Origin of the sequence: Lentzea sp. CC55 (genome assembly GCF_021056325.1) — a bacterium.
In the GTDB taxonomy this organism is placed as follows: Bacteria; Actinomycetota; Actinomycetes; order Mycobacteriales; family Pseudonocardiaceae; genus Lentzea; species Lentzea jiangxiensis.
In genome coordinates this window covers 696,737-719,128 of record NZ_JAJCXE010000022.1, presented here as the reverse complement: position 1 = coordinate 719,128, position 22,392 = coordinate 696,737, and the positions used below count along the sequence as shown (strand labels likewise).

The following is a 22,392-nucleotide window of genomic DNA, read 5'->3' as shown; positions in this document are numbered from 1 at the left end:
CTGACGGAGGTGGCGGTGCCGAGTTCCGACTTCGGTCCCGACGGGACGCAGGCCCCGCCGCCTCCCCGGCTGTTCCCCGACCCGCTGGCAGGGCTCGTGACGGCGGCCGATCGGGTCGCTCCGCAGTGGGCGTCTCCCAGCTCACGTGTGGTGGTGCCGACACCGCCCGCACCCGCCGAGGCGGTGCGGCAGGCCCTCCACGCGCAGATGAGGCAGGAACAACGCAGGCCGCGTGCCCAGCGCCCGCAGCCGCAACAACAGCGGCAGTCCGTGCCCCGGCAGTACCTCCAGGAGGCGCAAACACCTGCGCCACAACAACAGCAGCCCACCCAGCAGGCCAGCGGCGTGGCCACGTTCATCGGGTGCCTGGTCGTGATCGGGTTCTTCGTGCTCGTCCTGCTCGGCGTCCTCGGAGCGATCTTCAGCTAGTCGTGCTGTGAGTCCGGCATCCTGACTCACCACATCCGGTTACGCTGATCGCACGGGAGTGGGCGATTAGGGGTGACTGAAATTCAGGACGCGGACACACCGGTGACCGAGGCAGGCCAGGCAGGGCAGGCCCAGTCCAGCGTGTCCACGGTCCACCGGCTTCGATCGGTGCTCGCCATTCGCCCGTTCCGGCGACTGTGGCTTGTCACCTATTTGTGCAGTGTTGGTGACTGGCTGTCACTGCTCGCGTTGACCGGTCTGGTCTCCACGATGATGAAGAGCTACGAGTGGCAGTCGTTCGCGCTGCCCCTGGTCGTGCTCACCCAGCTGCTGCCCGGCATCCTCTTCGCGCCCATCGGCGGCGTGCTCGCGGACAAGTTCGACCGCCGCAAGGTCATGGTGGTCTGCGACGTCCTGCGCGGCTCGCTGTTCATCTCGATCGCGCTGGTCGGCTCGCCGGTCTGGCTCTTCGTCGCGAACTTCCTGGTCGGCTGCTGCGCGATGCTGTGGATCCCGGCCAAGGAGTCGGCGGTGCCGAACCTGCTGCGCCGCCCGGACCAGGTGGAGTCGGCGAACCAGCTCGGCCTGGTGATGACCTACGGCATCTCCACGATCAGCGGCTTCGGCCTGTACTCGCTGATCTCGGGCATCCCCGGCTACCTGAACCTGCAGGGCGGGAACCTGGAGTTCACCGTCGCGACGATCGCGGTGGTGATCAACGGCCTGCTGTACTTCACCTCGGCGGCCCTGGTCGCGACCCGCCTGCCGGAGCTGTCCGGTCGCATCTCGGCGAACCGCAAGAAGGACGAGGACAAGCCGGGGTTCGTCGCGATGTTCCGCGAGGGCCTGAAGTTCGCCGGCAAGACGCCACTGGTCCGCGGCCTGCTCATCGGCATGATCGGCGCGTTCGCCGCGGCCGGTGTCGTGATCGGCACGGCCAAGCTCTACGCGTTGTCGCTGCTCGGCGGCGCCTCGACGTTCGGGCTGCTGTTCGTGGCCGTGTTCCTCGGACTCGCGGTCGGCATGGCGACGGCACCGCGGCTGGCCCAGCGCCTCGCCTACAACCGCCTGTTCGGCGTCACGATCGTGCTCGCCGGCATCTCGCTCGCGCTGGTCGCGCTGGCTCCGCACCTGTGGATCGCGCTGCTGACGGTGGCGCTGGTCGGCGCGTGCGCGGGCGTGGCGTTCCTGACGGGTCTCACGATCGTGGGCTCGCAGGTGCAGGACGACATGCGCGGCCGCACGGTCGCGCTGATCCAGACGTTGCTGAAGGTCGTGCTGTTCGGTGCGTCGGGAGGCGCGCCGCTGCTGCTCACGTTGCTGCAGAAGCGGCAGGTCAGCGTGTTCGGCCACCCGATGGAGGTCGACGCGAGCCGTCCGGTGATGCTCGGCGGTGCCGTGATCGCCATCGTGCTGGGGCTCGTCGCGTACCGGCAGATGGACGACCGCCGCGAGGAGCGGGTGCTGTCGTCGCTGTTCGCGGCCATCCGCGGCCGCCGGCACAACAAGGGCATGCTGATCGCCGTCGAGGGCGACACCCGCGAGGACACGTCGGTGCAGGCCCGCCGCCTGGCCGCCGCGTTGCGCGCCGAGGGCCTCGACGTCCTGCTGGCCGCCGACCCCGAACACGACGAACGCCGCCTGCGCACGATGCTGTCCTCTGCGGAGCTGGCAGGCGTGCGAGCCCAAGCGCTCGTAGCCGCCGCCGTCCGCGCCGATGTCGTCGAACGGCAGGTGCGCCCGGCGTTGGAAGAAGGCTCCGTCGTCGTGATGGAGCGCTACGTCGACTCGCCGCTGGCTCACTTCACCGCCACGAGCTCGCTGGAGCACCAGGAGCTCGAAGGCCTGGTGGACTGGGCGACGGGCCGCCTGCGCCCCGACCTGACGATCCTGCTGGACCGCCCGGTCGCCGACGGCAAGAGGATCGGCCCGGAGCACCACTGGCGCGTCCAGCGCCTGCTGAGCGAGATGGCCGCCTCCGACCCGGACCGCTACGTCGTGGTCGAGGCCGACGGCGACGCCGACGAGGTGGCCGACCGGGTCCGCTCCGCCGTCGTGCCGCTGCTCGCGACCCGCAAGCGCGCGGTCCCCGAAGCCGCGGTCTGACCCGCCGCTGGAAGACTGCACCCATGAGCGTGTGGGACGAGGTGGTCGGCCAGCCCGACGCGGTGGCAACGCTGTCCGCGGCCGCCGAAGCCGCCGCCGCGATCGTCGCGGGCGGCACTCCGGCACCCGGCGTGATGACGCACGCCTGGCTCTTCACCGGCCCGCCCGGCTCCGGCCGTTCGTCCACCGCCCGCGCCTTCGCCGGGGCCCTGGAGTGCGTGGTGACCGACGACCGCCCCGGCTGCGGCGAGTGCACCGGCTGCCGGACGACGTTGCACGGCACCCACGCCGACGTGCGCGTCGTGGCGCCCGAGGGGTTGTCGATCTCGGTGGCCGAGATGCGGTCCCTCGTCCAGATCTCCGCCCGCCGGCCCACGTCGGGACGGTGGCAGGTGGTGATCATCGAGGACGCCGACCGGCTGACCGAGGGCGCCGCCAACGCCCTGCTGAAGGCCGTCGAGGAGCCGCCGGAGCGGACGGTGTTCCTGCTGTGCGCGCCGTCGGACCACCCGGACGACGTGTCGGTGACCATCCGGTCCCGCTGCCGGCTGGTGTCCCTGGGATCGCCCCGGCCCGCGGCCATCGCCTCGGCGCTGGAAGCCGTGGACGGCGTTTCGCCGGAGATGGCTCAGTGGGCTGCCTCGGTGTGCGGCGGGCACGTGGGGCGGGCCCGGCGGCTGGCCGCGGACGAGCAGTCCCGTGCGCGGCGTGAGGCGGTGCTGCGGATCCCCTTGGCACTGCGGCGTCCCGGGGACGTCTTCACCTGCGCCGATGAGTTGATCAAGGCTGCCGAGGAGGACGCGTCCACCGCCAACGAGGCCCGCAACGAGGCGGAGCGGGAGGCGTTGGAAACCGCGATGGGGGCCGGTGGCACCGGCAAGGGAACCGCTGCCGCCACTCGTGGGGCCAAGGGTGCGTTGAAGGACCTGGAGAAGCGCCAGAAGTCGCGGGCCACGCGGACTCAGCGCGACTCGCTGGACATGGCTCTGGTCGACCTGGCCGGGTTCTACCGGGATGCGCTGGTGGTGAAGACCGGGTCCGAGGCCGCGTTGATGCACCCGGACCGGGCCGGGGACTCCCGAACCGCCGCCGCTCAGTGGTCCTCGGAGTCGATCTTGCGGCGGTTGGAGGCGGTGCTGGCTTGCCGGGAGGCCATCGAGGTCAACGTCAAGCCTCGCATCGCCGTTGAGGCGATGGTGACCACGTTGCACCGTGGGTGAGGTTGTCCTGGGGGCCGTAGGTGGTCGCTACTCGACCTCGGGTGCTCCGGGCCGGGGACGGCGCCTGGCGGGTAGTGCCGCGAAGATCACGACGCCGGCCAGCAGGAGTCCCGTGCCGGTCCAGAACAGCGGGATCGTCTGGTACGCGGCGTTCGTGTAGGCCAGCGGCGGTGCGCCTTCGGTGGTGCGGCCGGTGCGCCGGGTTGCGCGGGTGCGGTCGTCTGCGGTGGTTGCGACGTTCCGCAGATCACGCCGCCCTGCGGTGCCGCTGCCCGCACGATCTGCTCGCCCAGCGAGATCTGCGCGAGCGCCGAGGGCAGGTTCGGCAGCTTCAGCTCGTCCGTCGGCAGGAGCTGGACGTCGAGCATCCTGGCCGTCGCGCCGAGCTGGAAGCCGGTGAAGCCGTTGCCCGAGAAGCTCGACTTCTTCTCGTTGAGGCCCGCGATCTGCAGCTTGACCACGACCAGGTCCAGCAGCAGCGGGACGTCGAGTGCGGGGTGCGCGGCGTCGAGCGTGCCGAGGTCCTTGCCGTTCTGGCTGACCTTCAGCACCGGGGCCGTGTAGGTGATCTTCGAGGTCTTCTCGTCCCCGGTCGCCGTGGCCGTGAGCGTCGGCGGGCTGACCACGTCGATCTTGATGCCGCCCGCCAGTTCGACGCTGACCGCCCGCATCGTCGACGTCGACTCGACCGCCTTGTTCGCGCTGCCGGGCAGGTCGACCAGCCGGACCTGCGAGGTCGCCTCGAACGTGTCCGGAACGCTCACCAGGCTCGTCTTCGCGGGAAGTGGCACCTCGGCCGGCAGCGCGCTGAGGACCTCGAGCCCCGCCAATGACGTCCTGGCCGTGGCCAGCGGGGTGACGCACGGCCCGAGCTTCTCGTCCCACCGCGCGTGCACGCTGCCGTTGAGCACCCGCAGCTTGCCGAGCGGCGTCTCCGGGATCGGCAGCCCTCCGGTCGTGGGCCGCGGGTTGTCCGGGATCGCCGTCTGCACCAGCGTGCCCGGCGACTGCGGCGACCGCCCCGCCACCGCGAAGCCGAACGGGTTCGCCTGCGTCACGACCTTCTCACTGGCCAGGAACGCTTCGGTGTTGACCTGCGCGCTCGCCAGCCCCAGCCCGAACTCCGCGACCGACTGCCTGGGCAGCCGGTCCCCGAACCCGGGAAGGATCGTGCTGGTCGGCACCCCCTGCGGCCCGAGCCGCACGACGCTCAACCCGGTCCCCGCGTCACCGACGGCGTGCGCGAGCGGCTGCGGCCCGTTCGGCGCGGACGCCGGAGGCTGGTTCGGGTCCCGCGGTCCCGGCACCGGCGTGGTCGGAGGCTGCGCGAGTGCGGGCGCCGTGGCGAGCGCGAGCACCAAGCCGGCCAACGGCACGGACAACGAACGGCGCATGAACCTCTCCTCGGGCCTAGGAGGTGGTGACGTCGGTCACGGTCCGTACAACGAACAGGGCCCCCGTGAGTAACGCGCTTGCGGGTCGGTTATAGTTATCGCGTCTCGCCGCCTTAGCTCAGTCGGCCAGAGCGGCTCACTCGTAATGAGCAGGTCATCGGTTCGATTCCGATAGGCGGCTCGGTGAGACGGAAGGGCCAGGTCACTCCGGTGACCTGGCCCTTCTGCTTTGTTCGGCGCTTACGCTGGCGCCATGGCTGTGATGCACGTGAGAAACGGTTCTTCGAGGTGGCTCGTCGTCTGGCTGGAGCCCTGGGGTGAGGACCGCTGGCTCGAACGTGGCGACATGTTGTGCATCCGCACGGACAACAACGGCGAGAAGCTCGGTTTCGACGTCGAGTACCACGCGAACGACGAGGAGCGTGCCGACGGGATCGAGAACCTGACGATCTACGTCGAGAACTGCTCGTACGACGTCGACGTCACCGACGAAGAGGGCAACTTCGTGGCGTGCGGGCACAAGCGGCCCGAGGAGATCGACCGGAAGTGGACGGCTCGGCGGGTCGCGGCGGAGGAGGAGCTCAACCGCACGTCGTGAGTGCCTGCTCCAGGGCGGAACGTTCAGCCGGCGCGACCGAGAGGCCGTAGGCGGCCTTCACCGTCACGTAGATCCGCCCGTACGAGCACGCGTACCCGGCGTTGGGCGGCATCCACTCGTCGGGCGTCTTGTCGCCTTTGGACTGGTTGACCTTCCCCGACACCGCCACGAGGTTGCGCAGGTCGTTGGCCGCGGCGAGGCGCTGTTCGGGTGCCCACCCGGCGGCACCGCTGCGCCACATCTCGGCCAGCGGCACCACGTGGTCGATCTGGATCTTCGAGGTGCCGGTGACCTGCGTGCCGGTGTACGGGTCGTCGAGGGTGCCGGACTGGACGCCGCAGCGGCCCGGTTTGCGCTCCACGCCGGTCAGGTCGCGGGCCAGCACCTGGCTCCGCTGGTCGCAGCCGTCGCCGTCGGTGTCGAACCAGGGCCGGCCGAAGACGCACGCCTTGCCGCCGTCGCAGTCGCGGACGTAGCCGTCGAGGCGGCCCGGTGTGGCCACCGGCAGCGCCGCGAGGGAGGTGCGGGCAGCCACGGCGTCCAGGGTTCCCGCGGGCACCCTGCCGACCTGCGGGGCGGAGGTCGTCGACGGCAGGGGCAACGCGGAACAGCCGGTCAACAGGACGATCAGCAGAAACCAGCGCATGTCCGCGGCATACCCGCTACAAAGGTCGTGATGGCCGCTCAACGGCGTAACCACTGGGGGACGGATGTCGGACGTCAACGAGTTGGCTGACCGCCTTTTCGACGCGATTCTCGACCGCTACCCGGTTGACGCGAGCCTCATGGGCTTCGGCCGCGACGACGGGTTGTTGGTGGACCACAGCACCGAGGGGGAGCGCGTCTACCTCGGCCGGCTGCGGGAAATCGGCGCGGCGGCGCGCAGCATCGACCCGGAGACGTTGTCCGACCGGCTCACCCTGGGGATCGTGCTGCACGAGGTGCGCACGCAGACCGACGCCGTCGAGAGCAGGCAGCTCGAGTTCGGGATCAGCGCGAACATCCGCACCGCCGTTCCCTCCACGCTGGCCTTCCTGCCGAGGCTGCCCGTCGACACGCCCGAACGGCGAGCCGGGTACCTGCAACGGATGCGTGGGCTCGGCGCGTTCTTCGACACGGTGGCCGAACGTCACCGGCAGGGGTTCGCGGACGGCCTCACACCGGTGAGACACCTGGTGGAGCAGGCCGTCGAGCTGCTGGACGGCCATCTCGGCAACCTCAGCGCGTTCGACGTGGTCGACGGTGGCGGTGAGATTGCCAGGCCGGCCATCGAGCGCTACCGGGACTTCTTGCTGGAAGAGGCGCTGCCGTGCGGGCGCGGTACCGAACGTGCCGGGCTGTGCTGGTTGCCGAACGGCGACGACGTCTACCGCAAGGCGATCCGCGCGCACACGACCGAAGACCTGGATCCCGGCGAACTGCACGCGATCGGCCTCGCGATGGTCGAGGACCTCAAGCACGAGTTCGCGCGGTACGGCGACGACGTGTTCGACCGCATCCGCACCGATCCCGCGTTCCGGCACACCAGCGGTGCGGACGTGCTCGACGCCGCGCGCAGGGCCGTCGTGAAGGCGGAAGCCGTTGCGCCGCAGTGGTTCCGGACCACACCCGCCGCGGCGTGCGCGGTCAGGGAGGCTCCGCCTGCGGTGCCCGCGCACGTGCCGCCGCACTACTTCCCGGCCGCGGAGGACGGCAGCAGGCCCGGCACCTACTTCGTCAACACCAAGGAACCCGGCAGCCGGCTCCGCATCAAGGACGAGGCCACGGCGTACCACGAGGCCGTGCCGGGGCACCACTTCGAACACTCCAAGGCCGCGCTGCTCGAAGGGATTCCCTTCGTACGGCGGAAGGCGCCGATCAGCGTGTTCGGCGAGGGCTGGGCGCTGTACTGCGAACGCCTGGCCGACGAAATGGGCCTGTACGGCAGCGACGAGTCGAGGCTCGGCATGCTTACCATGGACGCGATGCGCGCCGGTCGGCTCGTCGTCGACACCGGCCTGCACGCCCTGGGGTGGAGTCGCCGGCACGCCGTCGGCTACCTGGTCGAGAACACCCCCGTCGGGCTCGCGCAGATCGAGTCCGAGGTGGACCGCTACCTCGGTGAACCGGGGCAGGCGCTCGCGTACGCGGTGGGGCGCCTCAAGTTCCAGGAGTTGCGCAGGAAAGCAGAAGCCGCGGGCGAGGACGTCCGCGACTTCCACGAGGTCGTGCTCAGCCAGGGCAGGCTGACGCTCGCGTTGCTGGAGGAGGTCGTCGACGGGTGGCTCGCAGGTCGTCGTGCGTGAAAGTCGTTGTGGCCGTCGCGGTCCTGCTCGTCACCGCCTGCTCGGGTGAGCCCGAGCTGCCACCGAGGGAGCTGCCGCCCGCCGGTGGGCAGCTCGACTACCAGCTCGGCGGCACCTACCAGCCGGACGTGCCGGTCAAGATCGTCGTGCGGGACCGCACCACGTTCGCGGACGGCAGGCGCTACAACATCTGCTACCTCAACGCGTTGCAGACGCAGCCCGAGAAGATGGAGGGCGGCCTCGACTGGTGGCGGCAGCACCACGCCGACCTGCTGGTGAAGAAGGCCGACGGCGAGGTGGTGATCGACCCGGAGTGGCAGGAGGGCGTCCTCGACATCTCCACGGAGGACAAGCGCCGCAGGATCCTGGAGATCCAGAAGAAGTGGATCAAGGGCTGCAAGACGGCCATGTTCAAGGGCGTGGAGCCGGACAACCTCGACTCCTACCAGCGCTCCGAAGGGGCGTTCGACCTCAACGCCACCAAGGCTTTCATGAAGGACTTCGTGCGGTACGCGCACGAGCAGGGACTTGCCGTGGCGCAGAAGAACGTCGCCGAGCTCGGCACCGCCGGCAAGCAGGAGATCGGCTTCGACTTCGCGATCACCGAGGACTGCCAGGCCCTCGGTGAGTGCGGGGCCTACGCCGAGGCGTTCGGCAACGCCTTCTTCCAGATCGAGTACACCGACGAGGGTTTCAAGAAGTCGTGCACCGATCGCGGCGGACGGGTCTCGATCATCCGCCGCGACAGGAACGTGGTGCCGTACGGGCACGACGACTACGTCTACGAGGTCTGCCCGCCCACGATCTGAGCCAGGAAGGCCTGCCACCTCCCGGCCTCGCCGGTGGCGTCACCGAAGACGTGGTGGCCGACGGCGTTGGTGCCGTGGAAGCGGTAGAGGCCGTCGGGGCCGCGCACGCCGAGGAAGTTGTGCGCGTCGTGGCGGACGAGGTAGTCGACGACCCCGTTGATGCCGAACGGCTTCAACGTCACCTCGTCGCCGACCTCGGCGTCGCGCGGGACGCCGAGCGCGTCGAGCAGCACCGGCCAGTTGCCGGCGCCCTCCGGCTGCTCCGGCCACTGCGCGAAGACGTACGTGCCGGGCCGGCCCGCGAAGTGCTCGACGTACTGGCCCAGCGTGAACAGGTACATGTCCCAGCCCTTCGACTGCTGGTCGACGAACTCGTCGCCCCAGCCGTCCGCCAGGATCCCGCTGTGCACGAACCGCAGGACGGTCGAGCCCTGGTCGCGGCCCTCGACCAGGAACTCCATGGCGTGGAACGTGCCGTCCTCGCCCTTGTCGCTCTCGTAGGCGAGGTGCTTGCCCGGCTCCCAGGCCGTGATCGTCGAGGCCTCCTGGAAGAAGCCCATGTCGATCGACATGCGGCCGCCCAGCCGTCCGTCGACGGTGTGCGGACCCATGAACCACGAGTCGATGCCCGGTCCGGTCGCGATGGCGTCCCAGACCTGCTCCGGGGTTCCGGCGACCTCGACTTCCTTCCTGATCTCGAACTCGCGGGTCACGACTCGTCCTCCTTGGAAGCGTTCACGCTCGGGTGCAGGGCGACGACGACTCGGTGCGGACGCCCTCCTTCTGCCTGTTCGTCGTGGTACTTCGCGACCAACTGGGTCATGAAACCGGCCAGCTCCTCGGCGAAGGCCGCGCGGTCCGCGGCGCTCGCGAACCGGACCTCCCCGTCCAGCGCGAACGTCGCCAGCCGCTTCTTCGCCCTGGTCGCGCCCGTGATCAACGTGCCGACGTCGCGCACCAGCCTCGCCGAGACGGCCAGCAGCCACCGCGCGGACAACCGGTCGGGCGACCGCGCCGGGTCGGGCTGCACGGCCGCGAGCGCGGCCGGGGAGATCACGTAGGACGCCGCGGTCGCCTGCAGCAGGCGCTCGTTGACGTTGCCCTTGCGCCGTTCCTCGACGAGCTCCACCAGGCCGTGCTGCTCCAGGGTGCGCAGGTGGTAGTTCACCTTCTGCCTGGGCAGGCCGACCCTCGCGGCGAGCATCGTCGCCGATCCGGGCTCCACCAGCTCCGCGAGCAGTCTCGCCCGCACGGGGTCCAGCGACACCTCGGCCGCGGACGGGTCCTCGATCACCGCCACTTCGAACATGCCGCCAGCGTCACACCGAAAACAAAATTAGTCAAGAACTGCCTTGCTGTCGGTGACTTTGCTCCACCCGGGTGGCTTTGGACCCGGTACCGTAAGCGGTGTCTCGATTGGTCGTTGCACGTTCGCAACCCCTGAGGAGACGACATGATCACGATGCTGGTCCTGACCCTGCTGGCGCTGCCGTTCGCCCTGACCGCCGCGAACGTCGGAAGACGCAGGTGGATCCGCAAGCGCGGCGTCGCCAGAGTGCGCGCCGGGCTCGACGGCTTCCACGCCGAGCTGGCCCGGTCCGGGCTGAGTCACTTCTCCGGGCGCTGAACCGCGCCCGACGACGGCGAAACCCTGGTCACGACGTCGCCGTAGCGGTCCAGCAGCGCGGCCGTGACGGTCTCCGGCGTCCCCAGGACGCAGAACTCGGACAGCACCTCGTCCGTGATCAGCTCGCTCATCTCCGCCCACTGCTGCCGCCGTGACATGCGGTGCAGCTCCTCGTGCAGCGCGCCCCAGCCGTGCAGGTCGAGCACCGGCCGGTACGCGGGCGTCGACCCGTAGAACGCGATCTGCCGCTTGACCCCGGCGACCTCCTCGTCGCTGGTCGCGGTGAACACCGGGCCGCTGATCTCGAAGCCCTCCAGCGTCTTCCCGGCCTTCGCTCGGCCGCGTTCGAGCGCGGGCAGCGTCACCTCGCGCAGGTACCGCTCGGTCGTGAAGTTGTGGCACAGGAAGCCGTCCGCGACCTCGCCCGCCACCTCGGTCATCAGCTCGCCGACGCCGGCGAGGTAGATCGGCGCCGTGCCGTGCGGGTTCGGGCCGGGGTCGAAGAACGGCGTCATCAGCGTGTGCTTGTAGAACTCGCCGCGGAACGCCAGCCGCTCGCCGGTCTCCCACGCGTGCCAGATCGCGCGGATCGCCAGCACGAACTCCCGCATGCGCGCGGCCGGTTTGCTCCACGGCATGGAGAAGCGCTTGGTGATGTGCGCTTCGACCTGCGAGCCCAGGCCGAGGTTGAACCTGCCGCCCGACAACAGGCGCAGGTCGTTCGCCGTCGTCGCGACGGTCATCGGGTTGCGCGCGAACGCCACCGCGATCGCCGTGCCCAGCTCGATCCGCTCGGTCGCCGCGGCGGCACCGGACAGCGCGAGGAACGGGTCGTGCTTGGTCTCGGCGAGCCAGAACCCGTCGTAGCCCTGGTCCTCCGCCCGCTTCGCGATGGCCCCGGCGTCCGCGGGGGTGTACTCGACGGCACTGCTGTCCAGCTTCATGCCGGAGAGGCTATTAGCGGTACCGGGACTCGCAGGCGATGCCGTTGCGGTTCGGGTCGAGCTCGGTCCGGTAGCCGGGCTGGCCCCAGTAGAGCGGTGCGGCACCGGCGCGCCGCGCCTCGTCGCAGTTGGCGTAGAAGACCGGCTTCGGCTGGGGCGGTGCCGGCGGCTTCGTCGTGGTCGGCGCGGGTGCGGGTGGCGGGGGAGCGGGGGTCTCGGTGGCGTCCTTGCCGCCGCACGGCGGGCCCCACAGGCCCATCGGGACGCGTTGCGCGGCCGCCTCGGCCTCCTTCTGGACGGGCGACGGGGCGCCCGCGGTGCGCCCGGCGCCGTTGCCCAGGGCGAGCAACGCGTAGTCCGTGCCGTCGGTGAGGCTGAGGGCGCCGGTGGCCCGGTCGTAGCGGACCTGCTGGTTCAGCAGCATGCTCCTCGCGAAGCTCGCGGCGGCGTCCGCCCAGCACGGCCCGGGCTGGGCGAGGCCGCTGACCTCGGCTTTCGAGCCGTCGGAGAGCATCACGGAGCGGCCGTCGACGATCGACGTGACGCTGATCGCCGGTTGGGCGGGCGAGACCGGCACCGAGGTCGTCGACGACGCGGTGACCGGCGCGTCCCGCGCCGGCTCCTCCACGGCCACGGGCCTCGACTGCTGCGCCTGCGCGGCACATCCCGTGGCGAGCACGACCAGCAGGACCCCGCCCGCAGTTCTCCACCCCGACATGACCCGCACAATGCCTGGTCGTCGCGGTGTGGCCAAGGTTACGTATTTGGTTCGGATCGGTTCACGGGTAGTCCGAACTGAAATACGGGGACGCCCGGTTCAGCGTGCGGGCTTGAGCGTCCAGACGACGGTCATCTCGCCGGTGACGACACCCTCGGCGTTGGTGATCGTGATGGTGACCGGGAACTCGGGTCGCGTGCCGGACTCCAGCTCGGCCAGGACGTCCTCCGCCGACCGGCCGAGAACCGCCTCCGCGCGCAGGACGCCCATCGCGATCTTCTTGTACGAGATGTCGGCGCGGACGGCGAGCGGCGTCGCCTTGCCGAGGTGCGCGGCGAACGCGGCCATCACGACGGCGCCCGAGGCGGACTCGCCGAGGCCGAACATCATCGCCGCGTGCGGCCCGCCGATGTGGTTGTGCAGCGACGGCTCGTCCGGCAGCGACGCGACGATGCGGCTCGCCGACACCTCTTCGAACTCGATGCCGGTCGTCTTCACGTACGGCACGGCCTGCTTCATGGCATCGGCGATGAACGACACGTCTTGGCTCATGAGACGGATGCTACCGACCGGTAACACGGCTGGCTACCCGCCGGTAACCACACTCTCCGCAGCCGTACCACTCCGCGCTGGAGTGAGACCTGAAACTCGCTTGCGTTCTGCTCGACCGAGATGGATGCTTGTACTGAGCAACTAGTTGGGTGATACAAGCAACGAGGTGTCAGATGGTCGATCCGGGCAGGTGCCCCAGCCCCAGCCCCGGCCCCGAGCACGAGCTCGCGGACCGGGTCGGCATGGCGATGGTGCGGCTGAACAAGATGCACGCCCAGGTCGCCCACCAGATGGCCAAGCAGGGCATGGACAAGTCCGCCTTCGTGCTCCTCGCGACCCTCTCCGGCCTCGGGGAGTGCCGTTCGAGCGGCCTCGCGGAGGCGGTGCTCTCCGACCCGTCCACGGTCAGCCGGCAGGTGGCCGGCCTCGTGAAGGACGGGCTCGTCGAGAGGCGCGCCGACCCGGCGGACGGCCGGGCCAGCGTCCTCGCGGTCACCGAAGCGGGCCGCGAGCTGATCCAAGAGCGGCGCCGGCAGCGCAACGAGGCGATCCAGCAGGTGTTCGTGGACTGGGCCGACGAGGACCTCAAGGGCTTCGCGGACCTGTTCGAACGCTTCGTCCACGACTACGAGCGCACGATTCCGGCGCTTTTGAACGAACGCGGGACGGGGACCCGCGCAGGAGGGAACGACTAGAAATGTCATCAACAACCGATGCGACACCCACGCCAGGGGTCTCCCTGACGCATCGCCAGATCATGACGGTGCTGTCCGGCCTGCTGCTGGGCATGTTCCTCGCGGCGCTGGACCAGATGATCGTCGCCAGCGCCATGAAGACCATCGCCGACCAGCTGCACGGGCAGACGCTGCAGGCGTGGGCGACCACCGCCTACCTGATCACCGCGACCATCACGACCCCGCTGTACGGCAAGCTGTCCGACATCTACGGGCGCAAGCCGATGTACCTCGCGGCGATCTCGCTGTTCCTCCTCGGCTCGCTGCTCTCGGGCCTCGCGACGACGATGTACGAGCTGGCCGCGTTCCGCGCGGTGCAGGGCCTCGGCGCCGGTGGCCTCATGTCGCTGGCCTTCGCGATCATGGCGGACATCATCTCGCCGCGTGAGCGCAGCAAGTACTCGGCCTACTTCATGGCCGTGTTCGGTTCGGCCAGCGTGCTCGGCCCGGTCATTGGCGGCGTCTTCGCGGGCCTCGACTCGTTCGTCGGCATCACCGGCTGGCGCTGGGTGTTCCTCGTGAACGTCCCGATCGCGCTGCTCGCGCTGTTCGTCGTGGCGCGCGTGCTGAACATCCCGCACCAGCGGGTGAACCACCGCGTCGACTGGCTGGGCGCGCTGACGCTGACCGTCGGCCTGGTGCCGCTGCTGATCGTCGCCGAGCAGGGCCGCGAGTGGGGCTGGGCGTCCGGCACCGCGATCGCCATGTACGTGATCGGCGTGCTGGGCCTGGTCTCGTTCGTGTGGGCCGAGTTCCGCGCGGGTGACGAGGCGCTGCTGCCGATGCGGATGTTCCGCAACCACACGTTCGCGCTCGGCAACGCGATCAACTTCGTGCTCGGCATCGGCATGTTCGGCGGCATGGTCTCCATCCCGCTGTACCTGCAGATCGTGAAGGGCGTCACGCCCACCACGGCCGGTCTGATGCTGCTGCCGATGACGTTCGGCATCATGTCGGCCACCGCGATCGCGGGCAAGGTCACGTCGAAGACCGGGCGCTACAAGGCGTTCCCGATCATCGGCGCCGGCCTGATGGCGGCCGCGCTGTTCCTGCTCAGCTCCATCGGCACGGACACGCCGAGCTGGCTGGTCATGGTCTACATGTTCGTCATGGGCGCGGGCCTCGGCCAGTGCATGCAGACGCTGCTGCTGGCGATCCAGAACGACGCCGAGCCGCGGGACATGGGCGTGGCGACCGCGTCGGCGACGTTCTTCCGCCAGATCGGTGGCACCGTCGGCACCGCGGTGTTCCTGTCGATCCTGTTCAGCACGGTCGGCGACAAGATCGCGTCCGGCATCCGGGCCGCGCTGCAGACCGACGCGTTCAACGCGGCGCTGCGGCAGAACCCGGAGTTCGCGAAGACGCTGCAGGGCGGGGCCGGCGTGGACATCAACAACACCGAGTTCCTCAACGGCCTGGACCCGGTGCTCGCGAAGCCGTTCCTCGACGGGTTCTCCAGCGCGATCGACACGGTCTTCCTGACCGGCGGCATCGTGATGATCGTGGCGTTCGTCCTCGTGTGGTTCCTGCGCGAGAAGCCGTTGTCGACCAGGTCCGGCCTGGAGCGGGTGGCCGACGCCGAGACCGTCGCCGTCTAGGACTCACCGCGACGAAGAAGAGGGGCCGCTCGCGAGCGGCCCCTCTTCTTTCGCGCGTGTGCCTAGTGGAACGTCTCGCCCCTGGCCTCGGCGTCCTTCAGGCGCTGGTAGGAGCGCTTGATCTCGGCCTCGGCCTCGGTGCGGCCCACCCAGGACGCGCCCTCGACGCTCTTGCCGGGCTCCAGGTCCTTGTAGACCTCGAAGAAGTGCTGGATCTCCAGCCGGTCGAACTCCGCCAGGTGGTGGATGTCGCGCAGGTGCTCGTGGCGCGGGTCGTTGGCCGGGACGCACAGGACCTTGTCGTCGCCGCCCTTCTCGTCCGTCATGCGGAACATGCCGATCGCGCGAGCGGCGATCAGGCAGCCGGGGAACGTCGGTTCCTGGACGAGGACGAGGGCGTCCAACGGGTCGCCGTCCTCACCCAGGGTGTTCTCGATGAACCCGTAGTCGGCGGGGTACTGCGTCGACGTGAACAACGTGCGGTCGAGGCGGATGCGACCACTCTTGTGGTCCACCTCGTACTTGTTGCGCACGCCCTTGGGGATCTCGATCAGGACGTCGAATTCCACTGGTCCTCGCTCATGTAGCCCATTCGTGATGCCCACTAGTGTGGACCACGACGCCTTGTCAACCCTCATCGGAGCGGTGGTTGGTGGGTGTGAGATTGCCCGTACCGAGCTGACGGAGGCCGCTGTGCCGGACGACCCCCAATGGCCGACCGAGGACGACGACATCGATTCAGATGCCGGGCGTTCCGAGCCAACGGTGCAGGTCAGCCGCCCGACAGTCGACCAGCCGACGATGCGGTTCCCGCTGGCCGCCGTCCTCGCGGCACCGTCCACTCAGGAACCGCCGCGGTCGTCGCCGGTGCGCGTCGCCGCGAACGGGCCCGCGTCCGGTTCGGGTGGTTCCGCTGTGCCAACGGCCGGTTCGGGCGGGTCCGGCAGGCCCTCCGCGGAAAAGATCGGTGGGAAGTCTCACGGGGCGATTGGTCCGGAAGTCGGCCAACCCCGGGCCGTTCCGGTGCGCGTCGAACCGAAGGGCGAGCAGAGGACGACCGAGCTCTCGGTGCCGAACGCCAAGACGGCGCGCGTCGACCAGCTGCCGAACTCCGAGCCGTCGTGGTTCGACCAGCACTCCAGGACCGAGCAGCAGCCGCGCCGGCAACCGCAGCAGTCCGAGCGGTCCCAGCGCCCCGAACCGCAGCGTCCCGAGCAGACCAAGCGCGTCGACCAGCTCCAGGCCCAGGCGCCCGCGCGGCAGGAGCCGCCGCGCTCCGAGCAGCCCCGTCCGGTGCCGCCGCCGCGCAAGGAGCCCCGGGAGCTGCCCGTCACCGGCTACGACGAGGAGCCGGAGGACCGCCTCGCCACCGACGAGCCGGGCGGGAGCCGCAAGCCGCTGGTCGTCGTCCTGAGCCTGCTGGTCGTGGCGGCACTGGCCGGCGCCACCGTGTACGCGGTCAACGAGTTCGGCGGCGCCACGGCCGTCGAGACCAAGCCCCCGGCGGCGCCCGCGGTCGTCCAGCCGCTCGTCAAGGCCGTCACGGCGGGCGGACCGGCGCCGAGCCCCGCCGGCGTGAAGCAGGCCCTCGCGGGTCCCGCGGGCAACAGCGCCCTGGGCACGCTCACCGGCAGCGTCGTCGACCCCGCCAGCGGCGCGGCGCTGTGGCAGCAGGGCGACACCACGGCCGCGACCCCGGCGTCCAGCCTCAAGATCCTCACGGCCGCCGCGGCGCTGCTCAGCCTCGAGAAGACCGACCAGCTGTCCACCAAGGTCGTCCAGGGCGCCGAGCCCGGCACCGTCGTGATCGTGGGCGGTGGCGATCCGACGATCTCCGGCGTGCCCGGCAGGTCGGTCTACCCCGGTGCCGCGACCCTCGACGACCTGGTCACCCAGGTGAAGCAGAAGGGCCAGGTCACCAAGGTCCAGTTCGACCTGAGCCGGTACGCGGGCGAGGCGCTCGGGCCGCAGTGGGAGTCGGCGGACATCGCGGGCGGCTCGGTGGCGCCGATCGTGCCGTTCATGCTCGACGGCGGCCGGGTCGACCAGGCCAACGTCAACGGCGTGCGCACCGGCAGCCCCGGTCAGGCGGCGGCGGACGCGTTCGCCCAGCGCGTCGGGGCTCCCGCCGCGTCGGCGGGCGCGGCCCCGCAGGGCGCGCCGGTGCTCGGCGAGATCAAGTCGGCGCCGGTCGAGCAGCTCGTCGACAACATGATGCAGATCTCCGACAACGTCCTCACCGAGGCGATCGCCCGCGAGATCGCGATCAAGACCGGCAACGAGCCGTCGTTCGCGGGCGGGGTCAAGGCCGTGCGGGACGTGCTGACCAAGAACGGGTTCGACCTCACCGGGGCGAGCTTCGTGGACGGCAGCGGGCTGTCCGCGTCGAACAAGATCCCGGCCAAGCTGCTCACCGACGTGCTGACCGCGGCGGCCAAGCCCGCGCTGGACGACCCGCGCACCGCGAAGCTGCGGCCGTTGCTGTCGGCGCTGCCGGTCGCGGGCGGCAGCGGCACCCTCGCCGGCCGCTACGGCGGGACCGCCGCGCAGGGCAAGGGCTGGGTGCGGGCCAAGACCGGCACGCTCACCGGCGTGAACGCGCTTGCCGGCGTGGTCGTCGACGTGGACGGACGGGTGCTCGTGTTCTCGTTCATGTCCGCGAGCAACCGCAACCCGGAGACCGAGGTCCGGCCCGCGCTGGACGTGATGGCCGCTGCGTTGCGGGGTTGTGGCTGTTCGTAGCGGGCCGTGCGCAGGTAGCGTCGGAAGCGTGAACGGCGCGACGGAGGCAGAGCTCGGCCCGGTGGACTGGGACCTGGCGGTTTCGACCGCAGTGCGACTCGTGCGACCAGGTCCGGTGATCGGCAAGGAGGAGGCCGAGCACGTCGTCGGCAGACTGCGGGAGCTCGCTCCGCAGGCGGAGGTGCACGTCCGCGAGCTGACAGGGCTCGGCCAGGGCCTGCCGCTGCTGCCGGGCGAGGTCGTGGACCGCCCGGCGTGGGTGGCGGCCGCCGCGCAGGGCCTCGCCGCGCTGACCGGTCCCGCCATGCCGCGCCAGACGGGTCCGATGGCGGGCATCCTCGCCGGGACGGCCGGTGTGCAGGCGGGCGTCGTGATGGCGTTCCTGTCCTCGCGCGTGCTCGGCCAGTACGACCCGTTCAGCCCCCAGGACCAGCTCGCCGGACGGCTGCTGCTCGTCGCGCCGAACATCGTTGGCGCGCAACAGGCCCTGGACGTCCCGGACGACGACTTCCGCATGTGGGTGTGCCTGCACGAGTGCACGCACCGCCTGCAGTTCACCGGCGTGCCGTGGCTGCGCCGGTACTTCTCGGACCAGGTCACCACACTGCTGTCCTCAATGGACGAGGAACGAGCGCCGCTGTCCGACGTGATCCGCGACTTCCGGCAGAAGCTGCGCGAGGGCGACGGTCCGATGGGGCTGATCGAGCTGGTCCAGTCGCCGCAGCAGAAGGCCGTGCTGGACCGGTTGATCGCTCTGTCCACTTTGCTCGAGGGCCACGCCGACCACGTGATGGACGCCGTCGGGCCGTCCGTCGTGCCGTCGGTGTCGACGATCCGCAGCCGCTTCAGCGCGCGCCGCAAGGGCGGCGGCCTGCTCGACCGGATCCTGCGCACGGTGCTCGGCGTCGAGGCGAAGGTGCGCCAGTACGAGGAAGGCGCCCGGTTCACCGAGTACGTCGTCGAGCGCGTCGGCATGGACGGCTTCAACGCGATCTGGACCTCCGCCGACACCCTGCCGACCAGGGCGGAGATCGCCGAGCCGATGGGCTGGCTGCGCCGCGTGGCGCCGTGAACGGACCGGTCGCCGAGGTCCGGACGGCGGTCCGCCGCTTCCTCGACGCCGTGCGACCGGAGGCGGTGACCGTCGCGGTCTCGGGCGGCGCCGACTCGCTCGCGCTGGCCGCGGCCGTGTCCAGGCTGGTGCCCGGTGCCTCGGCCGTCGTGGTCGACCACCAGCTCCAGCCGGGGTCGGCGGACGTGGCGGCGAAGGCGGCCCGGCAGTGCGCCGACCTGGGTCTCGTGCCGCGCGTGGAACCCGTCGTGGTGTCGGGTCCCGGCGGACCGGAGGCGGCGGCCCGCAACGCCCGCTACGCGGCCCTGAGGCCGTCGTCCGGCGTGGTGCTGCTCGGGCACACCCTCGACGACCAGGCCGAGACGGTGCTGCTGGGCCTCGGCCGGGGGTCCGGCCCGCGCTCGATCGCCGGCATGCGCGCTTTCGACGCGCCGTGGGGCCGTCCGCTGCTCGGCGTGTCGCGGGAGGTCACCCGTGCCGCGTGCGCGGAGCAGGGCCTCCAACCGTGGGACGACCCGCACAACGCCGACCCGTCGTTCACGCGTGTGCGCCTGCGGACCGAGGTGCTGCCGTTGCTCGAATCCGTGCTGCAGGGCGGCGTCGCTTCGTCGTTGGCGCGCACGGCAGCCCAGCTGCGCGAGGACTGTGACGCACTCGACTCTCTCGCGGCCGCCTTCGCAGGCGACTGCTGTGCCGTTGACGACATCGCCGAGCTGCCCGCGGCACTGCGACGCAGAGTGGTCAGGTCGTGGCTCATCGACGAAGGCGTGCCTGAACTGTCCGATTCGCACCTGCGACGAGTCGACGCACTGGTGAGTGAATGGCGCGGTCAGGGCGGTGTCTGGCTACCCGGCGGCTTTGTCGTGCGGCGCGCGCATGGCAGGCTCGTTGTGGAACCACAGTCTTAAGCAGAGGGGACCTGTCCGTGTACGACGGCGACATCGCATCCGTGCTCATCACCGAGCAGGAGATCAGCGACAAGGTCACCGAACTCGCCAAGCAGGTCGCGGATGATCACCCAGAAGGTGACTCCGACCTCGTGCTGATCACCGTGCTCAAGGGCGCCGTGATGTTCATGGCCGACCTTGCCCGCGCGCTGCCCGTTCCGGTGCAGCTCGAGTTCATGGCCGTTTCGTCCTACGGCTCCTCCACGTCGTCCTCCGGCGTGGTGCGGATCCTGAAGGACCTGGACCGCGACATCGCGGACCGGAACGTGGTGATCGTGGAAGACATCATCGACTCCGGGCTCACGCTGTCCTGGCTGTTGAAGAACCTGCAGTCCCGCAAGCCCCGCTCGCTGGAGGTGTGCACGCTGCTGCGCAAGCCGGACGCGGTGAAGGTCGAGGTCCCGGTGAAGTACGTCGGGTTCGACATCCCCAACGAGTTCGTCGTCGGGTACGGGCTGGACTACGCGGAGCGGTACCGGGACCTGCCGTACATCGGGACGTTGGACCCGAAGGTCTATTCGAGCTGAGAGTTGCGTTCGTGGGCGGGGGCGTTGCCGGTTCGGCTGCGCCCCCGTTTTCGTGCGTGGCTCGTTGTTGCACTGGTGAAAGGAAACGCCGGGCCTCCCGTGGGAAACCCGGCGTCGCGTTGAGCGGAATCAGCAGTTCGGACGGCAGCGGCGTTGCGACACGGCGTCGAGGAGAACGCCGCGGATGTCCTCCGGGTTCGGCGCCTGGTACGCCTTGCCGCCCGTGGCCGCGGCGATCGAACGCAGAGCGTCCATGTCCACCTCGTCGCCGAGGCCCACCATGATGATCGGGACCGGCTTGGCGGGGTCGGACTCCCGCTTCAGGGTCTCGATCAGCGCGGCGGTGTCCATGGACGAGATGTCGTCGTTGCGGCCGTCGGTCATGAGGACGACGGAGTTCACCTTCGAGGCGTCGTAGCCCGACAGGACGTGGCGGTAGGCGGCCAGGGTCGTGTCGTTCAACGCGGTGCCGCCGCCGACCAGGCCGGGGAGTTGTGAGGCTCCCGCTTCGAGGCGCTTGCGGCGGGTGACGCCGGCCAGCGGTTCGCCGAGAGGCCCTATCGGGACCAGCTCGATCCAGTCGTTCGGCGGCTTCTTGTCGGTCGAGAACGCCCAGAGGCCGATGGCGGTGGTGTCCGGGAGCATCGAGAGGGCGGTCATCGACGCCGTGGTGGCGGCTTCCACCCTGGTCTTGCCGTTGCCGCTCTTCTCGATCATGGAGCCGGAGACGTCGATGACGGTCAGCATGCGCATGTCGAGGCTGATGGCGCCCCAGGTCCTGAGGAGTTCGGAGACCTGGTCGGCGTCCGGGGTCTCGATCAGCTTGACGTCGCCCGCCTGGACGCCCTCGACGTCGGTCGACCACTTGGCCGGGGCTGCTCCCTGGACGGTGCGGAAGCCCGCTTCGCCGAAGCGCTTCGAGGTGTCGGCGGAGCGCAGGACCTTCTCGAACTCCGCCGCGGCCTCGCCGATGCCCTCCTGCTCGTTCGGGCGCGAGACGCGGACCAGCGGGTAGTCGAACGAGAGCGTGCCCTCCTTCGGCGGGGCGCCGAGGACGGCGTTGTCCTTCACCGCGCGGTTGTTCGCCACGACGGACTGCTCGGTGGCGGCGAAGAGCGGGGCCTTGCCGGCGTCGGTGGTGACCTTGCCGAAGGCGTCGCGGACCGACGGGACGGCGCTGCGGCCCACGCGCAGCAGCGTGCCGACCAGTTCGGGCTTCGGGGTGCCGTCCGCGTTGCCGAGCAGGGTGCGGATCACGAACAGCGAGGCGAGGCCCTCGGAGGTCATCGTCGGGTCGCTCATGGCGATCTGGACCTTCGGGTCCACGACCTTCGCCCACGAGACGGGCTGGACCGGGAAGCCGATCTTCGACATCGCCTGTTCGGAACCCGCCATGACGAGCGGGCTGGACGCCAGCGAGGGCTTGATGTCCAGCTTCGGGGCCTCCGGGCCGGTCTCCGCGGCCTGGCGCTGGGCCTCCGCCGCCCACATCGAGGAGTCGGGGACCCAGAGGGAGTGCGGGTTGATCTGCGCGGTGGGCAGTTCGTTGGCCACGTCGGCCGCGTTGCGCGACTCGACCTGGACCTGCACGCACCGGCCGCGCACGACCGGCTGCGACCGCTGGTAGTCCTGTGCGGCCGCGTTCACCACATCGAGGGCGGCAGGGGTGACGGCGACCTTCAACGGCAGAGCGCCCGAGCAGTCGGCGCCGCTGGTGACCCGCAGGGCCACGACCGTGACGCCCGCCGCCGCGATCACCCCGAGCAGGGCGCCCACGGGCAGGGCCACCCGCCGGAACAGTCCGGGGGACGTGTGACGTGCTGACATACAGTTACTTACCTTCGGTCACGTGTTCACTCTTTCGAGTGGCGGGGAAACACTCGGGGGGACGAATGAGGATGACATGTGACCCTCAAACGTAATGAGATGGCGTGACCTGCGTCACTCGTCTGTCCGGTCGCATTTGTTCCGGATGAACCAAAGTGCGTGAACATGCGTGGTAGGGGTCACCCGTGGGAACCCGGAAGCGCCCCCGCCCGTTGGTTGCTCAGTACCCGGCCAGCGGGCGGTAGGCTGGTCGGACGCGGTAT

General features: G+C 70.2%; 22 protein-coding genes and 1 tRNA gene. 14 read left to right on the top strand and 9 right to left on the bottom strand.

The genetic code is table 11. The features are described from left to right. The first annotated feature begins 15 nt into the window (after positions 1-15). From L6E10_RS19320 to L6E10_RS19310, 3 genes are all read left to right on the top strand, one after another. Entirely contained in the window at positions 16-429 is a 414-nt protein-coding gene (locus tag L6E10_RS19320) for a hypothetical protein (protein WP_236220871.1), read from the top strand. A 72-nt stretch (positions 430-501) separates the two neighbouring features. Further along, positions 502-2,535, top strand: coding sequence for an MFS transporter (locus tag L6E10_RS19315; RefSeq protein ID WP_236220870.1), 2,034 nt, complete (start codon positions 502-504; stop codon positions 2,533-2,535). A gap of 23 nt (positions 2,536-2,558) precedes the next feature. Next, a complete protein-coding gene (locus L6E10_RS19310) occupies positions 2,559-3,755 on the top strand; it encodes a DNA polymerase III subunit delta' (RefSeq protein ID WP_236220869.1) in 1,197 nt (398 codons plus the stop codon). Between the two features lie 86 nt (positions 3,756-3,841). On the opposite strand, the gene L6E10_RS19305 is transcribed toward L6E10_RS19310, so the two are convergent. Then, positions 3,842-5,149: a hypothetical protein gene (locus L6E10_RS19305; protein WP_308102824.1), complete on the bottom strand. Its 1,308-nt coding sequence runs from the start codon at positions 5,147-5,149 to the stop codon at positions 3,842-3,844. A gap of 107 nt (positions 5,150-5,256) precedes the next feature. Here L6E10_RS19305 and L6E10_RS19300 point away from each other — a divergent pair. After that, positions 5,257-5,330: transfer RNA gene (locus L6E10_RS19300), tRNA-Thr, on the top strand. A gap of 72 nt (positions 5,331-5,402) precedes the next feature. After that, positions 5,403-5,747: a hypothetical protein gene (locus L6E10_RS19295; RefSeq protein WP_236220868.1), complete on the top strand. Its 345-nt coding sequence runs from the start codon at positions 5,403-5,405 to the stop codon at positions 5,745-5,747. Here the strand turns inward: L6E10_RS19295 and L6E10_RS19290 are convergent. After that, positions 5,731-6,393, bottom strand: a complete 663-nt coding sequence (locus L6E10_RS19290; protein ID WP_236220867.1) for an HNH endonuclease family protein — start codon at positions 6,391-6,393, stop codon at positions 5,731-5,733. The two genes, L6E10_RS19295 and L6E10_RS19290, sit on opposite strands and share 17 nt — an antisense overlap. A 64-nt stretch (positions 6,394-6,457) precedes the next feature. Here L6E10_RS19290 and L6E10_RS19285 point away from each other — a divergent pair, with 64 nt between their 5' ends. After that, entirely contained in the window at positions 6,458-8,032 is a 1,575-nt protein-coding gene (locus tag L6E10_RS19285; RefSeq protein WP_236220866.1) for a DUF885 family protein, read from the top strand. Further along, the gene (locus L6E10_RS19280; RefSeq protein WP_236220865.1) at positions 8,029-8,841 is read left to right on the top strand and encodes an endo alpha-1,4 polygalactosaminidase; all 813 of its coding nucleotides are present in this window, start codon (positions 8,029-8,031) and stop codon (positions 8,839-8,841) included. Before L6E10_RS19285 ends, L6E10_RS19280 begins: the two co-directional genes overlap by 4 nt. On the opposite strand, the gene L6E10_RS19275 is transcribed toward L6E10_RS19280, so the two are convergent. Both L6E10_RS19275 and L6E10_RS19270 read right to left on the bottom strand, forming a co-directional pair. Next, positions 8,814-9,554: an SRPBCC domain-containing protein gene (locus L6E10_RS19275; protein ID WP_236220864.1), complete on the bottom strand. Its 741-nt coding sequence runs from the start codon at positions 9,552-9,554 to the stop codon at positions 8,814-8,816. The genes L6E10_RS19280 and L6E10_RS19275 overlap by 28 nt on opposite strands. Continuing rightward, positions 9,551-10,150: a helix-turn-helix domain-containing protein gene (locus L6E10_RS19270; protein WP_236220863.1), complete on the bottom strand. Its 600-nt coding sequence runs from the start codon at positions 10,148-10,150 to the stop codon at positions 9,551-9,553. Before L6E10_RS19270 ends, L6E10_RS19275 begins: the two co-directional genes overlap by 4 nt. A 144-nt stretch (positions 10,151-10,294) precedes the next feature. On the opposite strand from L6E10_RS19270, the gene L6E10_RS19265 reads away from it, so the two are divergent. Further along, positions 10,295-10,468 (top strand): hypothetical protein, encoded by a 174-nt coding sequence (locus L6E10_RS19265; RefSeq protein ID WP_236220862.1) that lies wholly within the window; start codon positions 10,295-10,297, stop codon positions 10,466-10,468. On the opposite strand, the gene L6E10_RS19260 is transcribed toward L6E10_RS19265, so the two are convergent. The 3 genes from L6E10_RS19260 to L6E10_RS19250 all read right to left on the bottom strand — a co-directional run bounded on the left by L6E10_RS19260 (position 10,450) and on the right by L6E10_RS19250 (position 12,682). After that, positions 10,450-11,412, bottom strand: coding sequence for a TIGR03617 family F420-dependent LLM class oxidoreductase (locus tag L6E10_RS19260; RefSeq protein WP_236220861.1), 963 nt, complete (start codon positions 11,410-11,412; stop codon positions 10,450-10,452). The genes L6E10_RS19265 and L6E10_RS19260 overlap by 19 nt on opposite strands. A gap of 13 nt (positions 11,413-11,425) precedes the next feature. Beyond that, positions 11,426-12,130 carry a thermonuclease family protein gene (locus L6E10_RS19255; protein WP_236220860.1) on the bottom strand — a complete coding sequence of 235 codons (705 nt, stop codon included), beginning with the start codon at positions 12,128-12,130 and terminating at the stop codon, positions 11,426-11,428. Positions 12,131-12,229: 99 nt separating this feature from the next. Beyond that, on the bottom strand, positions 12,230-12,682 hold the full coding sequence (locus tag L6E10_RS19250) for a DUF4442 domain-containing protein (protein ID WP_090097562.1): 453 nt from the start codon (positions 12,680-12,682) through the stop codon (positions 12,230-12,232). Positions 12,683-12,855: 173 nt separating this feature from the next. On the opposite strand from L6E10_RS19250, the gene L6E10_RS19245 reads away from it, so the two are divergent. Beyond that, positions 12,856-13,377: a MarR family winged helix-turn-helix transcriptional regulator gene (locus tag L6E10_RS19245; RefSeq protein ID WP_236220859.1), complete on the top strand. Its 522-nt coding sequence runs from the start codon at positions 12,856-12,858 to the stop codon at positions 13,375-13,377. Positions 13,378-13,379: 2 nt separating this feature from the next. Next, positions 13,380-15,014, top strand: a complete 1,635-nt coding sequence (locus L6E10_RS19240) for an MDR family MFS transporter (RefSeq protein WP_275676689.1) — start codon at positions 13,380-13,382, stop codon at positions 15,012-15,014. A 62-nt stretch (positions 15,015-15,076) separates the two neighbouring features. On the opposite strand, the gene L6E10_RS19235 is transcribed toward L6E10_RS19240, so the two are convergent. Continuing rightward, positions 15,077-15,583 (bottom strand): inorganic diphosphatase, encoded by a 507-nt coding sequence (locus L6E10_RS19235; protein ID WP_089908272.1) that lies wholly within the window; start codon positions 15,581-15,583, stop codon positions 15,077-15,079. 454 nt (positions 15,584-16,037) lie between these two features. Here L6E10_RS19235 and dacB point away from each other — a divergent pair, with 454 nt between their 5' ends. Genes dacB through hpt form a run of 4 tightly spaced genes read left to right on the top strand, consistent with a single transcriptional unit; the run spans position 16,038 to position 20,302 of the window. Continuing rightward, positions 16,038-17,756 carry a D-alanyl-D-alanine carboxypeptidase/D-alanyl-D-alanine-endopeptidase gene (gene dacB, locus L6E10_RS19230; protein WP_236220857.1) on the top strand — a complete coding sequence of 573 codons (1,719 nt, stop codon included), beginning with the start codon at positions 16,038-16,040 and terminating at the stop codon, positions 17,754-17,756. Positions 17,757-17,784: 28 nt separating this feature from the next. Then, entirely contained in the window at positions 17,785-18,828 is a 1,044-nt protein-coding gene (locus L6E10_RS19225) for a zinc-dependent metalloprotease (RefSeq protein WP_236220856.1), read from the top strand. Further along, positions 18,825-19,736: a tRNA lysidine(34) synthetase TilS gene (tilS, locus tag L6E10_RS19220; RefSeq protein WP_236220855.1), complete on the top strand. Its 912-nt coding sequence runs from the start codon at positions 18,825-18,827 to the stop codon at positions 19,734-19,736. Before L6E10_RS19225 ends, tilS begins: the two co-directional genes overlap by 4 nt. Positions 19,737-19,753: 17 nt before the next feature. Beyond that, positions 19,754-20,302, top strand: coding sequence for a hypoxanthine phosphoribosyltransferase (hpt, locus tag L6E10_RS19215; protein ID WP_045317223.1), 549 nt, complete (start codon positions 19,754-19,756; stop codon positions 20,300-20,302). A gap of 129 nt (positions 20,303-20,431) precedes the next feature. On the opposite strand, the gene L6E10_RS19210 is transcribed toward hpt, so the two are convergent. Further along, positions 20,432-22,129: a substrate-binding domain-containing protein gene (locus L6E10_RS19210; protein ID WP_236220854.1), complete on the bottom strand. Its 1,698-nt coding sequence runs from the start codon at positions 22,127-22,129 to the stop codon at positions 20,432-20,434. Positions 22,130-22,392 lie beyond the last annotated feature (263 nt).